Origin of the sequence: Pseudorhodoplanes sp. (assembly GCF_050250235.1) — a bacterium.
Taxonomy (GTDB): domain Bacteria; phylum Pseudomonadota; class Alphaproteobacteria; order Rhizobiales; family Xanthobacteraceae; genus Pseudorhodoplanes.
The window spans coordinates 1-3,813 of the sequence record NZ_JBFWPA010000289.1 but is presented as its reverse complement, the minus strand read 5'-3'; the positions used below and the strand labels follow the sequence as shown (position 1 = coordinate 3,813).

The following is a 3,813-nucleotide window of genomic DNA, read 5'->3' as shown; positions in this document are numbered from 1 at the left end:
TTTTCGAGCCTCAAGAACCTCATTGTCTGGGTGAAGGGCAATGCTGGAATGGGCAGCTTCTACCGCTCGCAGCACGAGCTGATCTGCGTGTTCAAGAATGGGACGGCGCCCCACTTCAATGCGTTCGAGCTAGGTCAGAACGGGCGCCACCGGACAAATGTCTGGCACTACCGGGGAGCGACATCGCCGACCCGTGAAGCGCGAGAGGCCCTGGCGATGCATCCGACCGTAAAGCCGGTGGCGATGGTCGCTGACGCCTTGAAGGATTGCTCACCGCGGGGAGGGATCGTGCTCGATCCGTTTTGTGGATCCGGCACCATCTTCATCGCGGCAGAAAAGACGGGACGTCGCGCCCGCGCAATCGAACTCGATCCGGCTTACTGCGACACCGCAATCCGCCGGTGGCAGCTGTATGCCAAGGATGATGCGATCCTCTTAGAGACAGGCGAGACGTTCGACGAGGTTGCCGCGCGGCGCGCCTCGGAGCGCATGCAAACGCAAGCTCTGGCGGAGAGCCTGCGATGAGCGAGGATGACAAGCCCGACTATCAGGTCGGCTACGGAAAACCGCCCGTGCATTCGCAATTCAAGCCGGGTCAATCCGGCAATCCAAAGGGCAAGAAGAAGGGCCGCAAGAGCTACAAAAAGATCGCTGAAGAGGTGCTCTATGCAAAGGTGAAGGTACGCACGGGCGACAGCGAGAAGAAGATGGCCGGCCTGGAGGCGCTGTTCAGAAAGAACATGAGCGACGCGCTGAACGGTAAGCCGAAAGCGACGGAGCAGGTCCTACGGATTGCACGTGACTTAGGTCTCGTAGACGAGGCGCATTCACAATTTGATGCTGCTGACATGAAGGTCCTGTCGGAAGAGGACCACGCCATACTGGCGCGGGTGCAGGCCAACGCACCAGGCTTGGGGTCGTTCGAGGAAGACGAATGACTACGGACCTGACCATGCTGAAAGCGTTGGGCATCTCGGAGCGACGGTATCTCGATGCAATTCTGCGCAAAAATCTGAGTGCGTTCACTGAGCGCTGCTTCAACGAGCTCGAACCTGCGATCAGGTACGAGCACAATTGGCACCTGGATGCCATTTCATACGCACTGTCGAAGGTCGCGGCTGGCCGAACCAAGCGACTGGTGATCACCATGCCGCCCCGCAGCCTCAAATCGCTGGCCGCGTCGATCGCGCTCCCGGCTTGGGTCTTGGGGCACAATCCGCGCCGCAGGCTTGTTTGCATCTCGTATGCCCGTTCGCTGACCACGGCGCATGCCAACAGCTTCCGCCGGGTGGTCGACAGTGGTTGGTATCAGCAGCTCTTTCCCTACATGCGGATCGACCCCCGTAAAGACACCGAAGAGGAAGTACGGACGACGAGCGGCGGCTATCGTCTAACCGCTACCACGGGTGGCGCGCTTACCGGCCGTGGCGGCTCGATCATCATCATCGACGACCCGATGAAGGCAGCAGATGCGCAGTCGGACGTGATGCGAAAGAGCGTCAACGACTGGTACAACCAGACCCTGATCTCTCGCCTCGACGATAAACGGAATGACGCGATCATCTTGGTCATGCAACGGCTGCACATCGACGATCTCGCCGGCCACGTTTTGCGCAGCGACGGGTGGGAGCACCTCAATCTGCCGGCGATCGCGGAAACCAAAGGGTATATTCCCCTCGGGGGAGGGCGGAAGTGGCTTCAATTGCCCGGCGAACTGCTTCACCCGGAGCGCGAGACTGAAGAGATTCTCGCCGCGATCAAGGAGCAGATGGGGTCGATGGCGTTCTCGGCCCAATACATGCAAAGGCCGGTCCCGTTGGGGGGCAACCTGATCCGCTGGGAGTGGTTCCGAAGATACTCAGCCTTGCCGGACCGCGAAGCATATCGCGGACGGATCGTTCAGAGTTGGGATACCGCGTCGAAAGCTACCGAGTTGAACGACTACTCGGTTGGCATCACCGCTCTGGTCAAGGGCCGGGAAATTCATATCATCGACGTGGTAAGGTATCGCCTCGAATATCCGGAGCTGAAGAAGAAAATCATCCAGCAGCACCGGAGATGGAAAGCTGATAAGGTTCTAATTGAAGACAAAGGCTCGGGCATGAGCCTGATCCAGGATCTTCGTCGCGATCAGGTCTTTGCCAAACCGATCAAGCCTGACGGCGACAAGGTCGTCCGCATGTCGGCGTGCTCCGCGAGTATCGAGGCCGGAACAGTCCTCCTGCCGATGGAGGCTCCGTGGCTCCCAGCCTTCCAAGAGGAGCTATTGGCATTCCCAAATGGGTTACACGACGATCAGGCCGATGCGCTGTCGCAGCTGATCAACTCGACACGCGGGCCGACCTACAATCTGGACAACATTTTTTAGCCAGCCAGCGGAGCGGCACTAGAGGTCGCGGATTCTTTCGGTGAAGGCGATTCACCCCGCCGCCGCACCAACACATCGATAGCTGTATCCAACGCGGTAGCCAGACGCTGCAGCAGCACGGCGGTCGGGTTGCGCCGGCCCCGCTCCACGCCGCTGAGATAAGTCTGGTGGATGCCGGACCTGTGCGCGAGCTCTTCCTGCGACAGGCAGAGACGCTTGCGGAGTTCCGCAAGATTCAGCCCAATCCGCTGCCGCACATCCATGCGTGCACGACAAGCGATTTGCGGTGCCGCTCACCATAGACTATGAGTCATATATGACTGATAGGCTATTCTTCGCATGCCTGTTCCGGCGACCCTGCTCGACTTCGAGCTGAACGGCTACTCGGCTCTGCGGGAAATTGTCTCCGCATCACCCTACAAGTCACTTGCTCAGGCGGTCGCGTCGCTAACGCTCTTCAGTCATCCCGACACCGTAAGACAAACCGGATGCCGGCCCGTGATACGCGTCATTCGCCAGGCTAAGGCGAGGAGAAATTGTCGAAATCGACGGGCATCAAGTCGGTCTCGATGACAACAAGGCTCCCAGCGACATCTTCTTATGGTGCAATGACATTCGTCGCCGGCCGCGCGACCTTCAGTTCAATCACGTCTATTCCGCCAGCAAAGATCCGGAATCGTACGAATGCCTCGCCAACATTTGCGTGACGCCGTCCTTTCTTGCGAAACTGACGGATACCGATGCCGACATACGCTCGATGCTGCAGTATCGGGCTTGGTCGTTATACCGATGGCGGCCTCGCAACATCGACGTGCCACGTGAGCCACTCGGCTACACGGCGCTAGATTGGGCGCTCCCGCTACCGGCGATCGAAAATCTCAGGGCAGTGTTCGCCGCTTTCCAGGCGAGGCGTCCACGCGATCGAACCACCTTGTTTGCTGCTCGTTTGGGGACAGGTTTCTAGTTTCATAGGCGGAAGTGAAAGTTGAATTCGGGTGGATCAGCTCGAGACCAGCCTAAGTCCACGTTCGGGATGGTTTCGTCGACCTCGGTGGAAGGAAGCAATGGCACATCGCTCCAGAGGTGAACTCCTGCACTACGAGCGCGAGCCTCAAGAAGTCCTTGATTCTATGAAGCAGCAAATGGGCTCGATGGCCTTTGCTGCACAATACCTCCAGAGTCCGGTTCCGCTCGGAGTCAATCTTATTCGATGGGAGTGGTTCCGCCGATGGACCCAACTCCCCGACAGGAAGGTGTATGGCGGACAGATCGTGCAGAGCTGGGACACGGCTTCAAAAACTTCCGAGCTTAACGACCATGACCTGAGCCCCTGAACTTCCTCCAGATTTGGGTAGAGTCCGTCGATCACGGAGACGGGCGATGCGACCCTCGCGGTTCACGGAAGAGCAGATCATCGGAATGCTGAAGGAGCAGGAGGCCGGAGC

The 3,813-nt window shown here is 58.7% G+C and carries 5 protein-coding genes; 4 read left to right on the top strand and 1 reads right to left on the bottom strand.

The window, feature by feature from the left end; translation table 11 throughout:
- The 3 genes from AB7F49_RS38850 to terL form a co-directional block, all read left to right on the top strand.
- A partial coding sequence (locus AB7F49_RS38850) for a DNA-methyltransferase (RefSeq protein ID WP_428533203.1) occupies positions 1–525 on the top strand: 525 nt, incomplete at its 5' end.
- A complete protein-coding gene (locus AB7F49_RS38845) occupies positions 522–938 on the top strand; it encodes a DUF5681 domain-containing protein (protein WP_428533200.1) in 417 nt (138 codons plus the stop codon). The genes AB7F49_RS38850 and AB7F49_RS38845, both read left to right, overlap by 4 nt.
- Positions 935–2,368, top strand: a complete 1,434-nt coding sequence (gene terL / locus AB7F49_RS38840; RefSeq protein ID WP_428533197.1) for a phage terminase large subunit — start codon at positions 935–937, stop codon at positions 2,366–2,368. Before AB7F49_RS38845 ends, terL begins: the two co-directional genes overlap by 4 nt.
- Here terL and AB7F49_RS38835 read toward each other — a convergent pair.
- On the bottom strand, positions 2,365–2,631 hold the full coding sequence (locus AB7F49_RS38835) for a helix-turn-helix domain-containing protein (protein WP_428533194.1): 267 nt from the start codon (positions 2,629–2,631) through the stop codon (positions 2,365–2,367). The two genes, terL and AB7F49_RS38835, sit on opposite strands and share 4 nt — an antisense overlap.
- Positions 2,632–3,432: 801 nt before the next feature.
- Between AB7F49_RS38835 and AB7F49_RS38830 the strand changes: the two genes are divergently transcribed.
- Positions 3,433–3,702 (top strand): hypothetical protein, encoded by a 270-nt coding sequence (locus AB7F49_RS38830; RefSeq protein WP_428533191.1) that lies wholly within the window; start codon positions 3,433–3,435, stop codon positions 3,700–3,702.
- The last annotated feature ends 111 nt before the right edge of the window (positions 3,703–3,813 follow it).

Coding starts and splice junctions, on each gene's coding strand:
- terL (WP_428533197.1), top strand. CDS start 935: ATGACTACGGACCTGACCATGCTGAAAGCGTTGGGCATCTCGGAGCGA.
- AB7F49_RS38835 (WP_428533194.1), bottom strand. CDS start 2,631: ATGGATGTGCGGCAGCGGATTGGGCTGAATCTTGCGGAACTCCGCAAG.
- AB7F49_RS38830 (WP_428533191.1), top strand. CDS start 3,433: ATGGCACATCGCTCCAGAGGTGAACTCCTGCACTACGAGCGCGAGCCT.
- AB7F49_RS38845 (WP_428533200.1), top strand. CDS start 522: ATGAGCGAGGATGACAAGCCCGACTATCAGGTCGGCTACGGAAAACCG.